3 protein-coding genes are annotated in these 2,883 nt (G+C 56.9%); all 3 read right to left on the bottom strand.

Annotated elements, in window-relative coordinates; translation table 11 throughout:
* Positions 1–148: 148 nt before the first annotated feature.
* A complete protein-coding gene (locus HY011_23335) occupies positions 149–1,600 on the bottom strand; it encodes a DUF1501 domain-containing protein (GenBank protein MBI3425873.1) in 1,452 nt (483 codons plus the stop codon).
* A gap of 14 nt (positions 1,601–1,614) precedes the next feature.
* Positions 1,615–2,664: a beta-propeller fold lactonase family protein gene (locus HY011_23330; GenBank protein ID MBI3425872.1), complete on the bottom strand. Its 1,050-nt coding sequence runs from the start codon at positions 2,662–2,664 to the stop codon at positions 1,615–1,617.
* Between the two features lie 113 nt (positions 2,665–2,777).
* Positions 2,778–2,883: IS110 family transposase (locus HY011_23325; protein ID MBI3425871.1), on the bottom strand; the 106-nt coding region annotated here is incomplete at its 5' end.

The raw sequence follows: 2,883 nt of genomic DNA, 5'->3' as shown, positions 1-2,883 counted from the left end.
TCAGTTACCGTAACTAAGCGCGTGTCCATTGCCTCTCCTCCGTAGTGATCTGTCACTCCTGAAAGGAAATAGGCTTCATGACCGACTGTTAAGTGCCGTGCAAAAAAACTAGGTAATGACAAGGCGTCAGCAAGGGCTGCTGAACCGCTTAGGCGAGTACGTCCATGATGACCTTGCCGTGCACATCTGTCAGACGGAAATCTCGCCCTTGAAACCGATAAGTCAGCTTTTCGTGATCGAAGCCAAGTTGATATAGCAACGTGGCGTGCAAATCGTGTACGTGGGTGCCGCCGTCAACCACGCCAAAGCCGAGTTCATCGGTTTCGCCGTGCAAATAGCCGGGTTTGAAACCGCCGCCCGCCACCCACAGCGTGAAGCCTTCGATGTGATGATCGCGCCCGGTCGTCTCGCGTACTTCGCCCATTGGCGTGCGCCCGAATTCGCCACCCCAAACGACGATGGTGTCTTCCAACAGGCCGCGTTGTTTCAGGTCGAGCACGAGCGCGGCACTGGCTTGGTCAACCTCGCGGCAACGGGCTTCGAGGTCGCCATCAAGGTTGTTGCCGCGTTCGCCGTGATGATCCCAATCGGTGTGATACAACTGCACGAAACGCACGCCGCGTTCGATCATGCGCCGCGCCAGCAACGCATTCGCCGCAAAGCCCGACTCGCCCGGCTTCACGCCATAGAGCGCCAGCGTCGCCGCCGATTCCTGGCTCAAATCCATCAATTCCGGCGCGCTCGTTTGCATGCGAAAGGCCATTTCATAAGCGTTCAGCCGCGTCAGGATTTCAGGGTCACCGGTTTGCTCGTGCCGTGCTTTATTCAACGCGCCGACCGTGTCGTAAAAATCGCGTTCCTGCTCGCGTCCGAGTCCCGCCGGACTTTGCAGGTTGAGAATCGGATCGCCCTGTCCGCGAAAGGGCACGCCTTGAAACGAAGTCGGCAAAAAGCCGCTGCTCCACAACGTCGCACCGCCGCGCGGGCCACGCCGCCCGCTTTGCAATACGACGAAGCCAGGCAGGTCTTTCGATTCACTGCCAAGCCCGTATGTCGCCCACGCACCGAACGCGGGGCGACCGGGGATTTGAAAGCCCGTGTTCATAAACAGCTTCGCCGGGCCGTGATTGAAGACATCGGTGGACATCCCGCGCAACCAGCAAACCTCGTCTACGATCTGGCGATGATGCGGCAGCAATTCGCTGAGTGTCATCCCGCTTTGCCCGTATTGCGCAAACTTGCGCTTCGTCCCCAGCAGTGTTTCGTTGCCTTTGAGAAAGGCAAAACGTTTGCCTTTCATCAAACTCGGCGGCGGCGGTTGTCCCGTCAATTCCCGCAGCTTCGGCTTGTCGGAAAACAATTCCAGTTGCGAAGGCGCGCCCGCCATAAACAGATAAATCACCCGCTTGGCTTTGGCTGGCAGCGGCGGTTTGCGTGGCGCCATCGGCTTGCTTGAATCAATGGTTGGGTGCTGCGGCGCGCTCAAGCCCTCGTTCGAGAGCAAACAGTTGAGCGCAATGGAACCCAGTCCGACCGCGCATTGCCCGAAGAAATGACGGCGTGTCGTATCGCGTAATTCATTTTGAGAAAGCGTGTTCATAAGTTTTTCACTTTTCACTTTCGTGGAAGGTCCACGATTTCGACCCAGTTGGGAATCTTGCCCAGCGCATATTCCTTGAGCTTAGTCAGCTTTCCCGTGACAGCATCAATCTGGTAACCCGACATCTGATGGGACCGCATCCCGACTAAAAACAGGTAACGCCCCGCTGAATCAATGCTGAAGCTACGCGGCATCGCTTCGGTCGGAAGGCTTTCAATCAAGGTCAACGTGCCATCCGCCGCATTGACCTTGAACCCCGTGAGCTTATTCGTCGTGCGATCTGAAACGTAAACAAACTTGCCATCAGGTGTGATGTGCAAATCGGCGGCGGCAATCCTGCCGGTTACGCTCGGCGGCAAAGCACTGACCGCTTGTTTCTCTTTGAGCAGCCCTTTGCCGGGATCGTAATCAAACACATGCACCGCCGCATCGAGTTCGCCGAGCACATAGACGAGCTTGCCTTTCGGATGAAAGACCAAATGACGCGGGCCGGTCTTGGCTTTGACCGAAACCGATGGAGGCGTATTCGGCGCAAGCTTGCCTGTCTTCGCCTCGAACTTGAACACATTGACCAGATCGTTGCCCAGCGTCGCCGCCAGCACATAACGATTTTTTGCATCCACCAGAATCGAATGCGCGTTCGTCTGGTTTTCCAAAATCTGCTGCGTCGGCCCGATTACGCCGTTCGCGCCAATGGGGCTGACGGTGAACTTGTGGCCGGGATACGACGCTGCAAACAGAAAGCGTCCCATGTGGTCGGTCGAGATATAAGGCATGCTGTCAACCAACGGCCCGCTGCCGATCAGTGTGAGCTTGCCGCTTTTCGGGTCAATGGCGAAGGTGAAGACGCTTTGCGGTTCGCCGCGCGTGGCGACAAACAGGAAGCGGCGATCCGGGCTGACCGTCATCGGCGTTGAACCGCCCGCTTTGAGAATGCCGGGCAGCGCGACTTTCTCAAGCAACGTCAACTCGCCCGTCTGCCGGTTAAGCTGCCACACGTAAATATCATTACTTTCACAATTGCTGACATAGACGATGGTGGCCGCTTGTACAGGCGAGGCCATCGCCACTCCAATCACGGTCGCTGTCGCAGATAACGCCAGCCAAAATGCCTGGTGAAAGAATCCCCGCATCAGATCACGTCTCCTATGATGAGTTGTCTACTCCGAGGTGGTTGTTAGCCCTCGGCGAGGACGAAATGGGGGAAGTCTGCGAACACCCATTTGTTCTTCAGCGTCCGGTAGATCACCCCCAGGAACTTGCGCGCCGTCGCGATAATCGCT

The sequence above is a fragment of the Acidobacteriota bacterium genome (genome assembly GCA_016196035.1).
Lineage (GTDB): Bacteria > Acidobacteriota > Blastocatellia > RBC074 > RBC074 > JACPYM01.
This window is presented reverse-complemented; position numbering and strand designations above follow the sequence as displayed.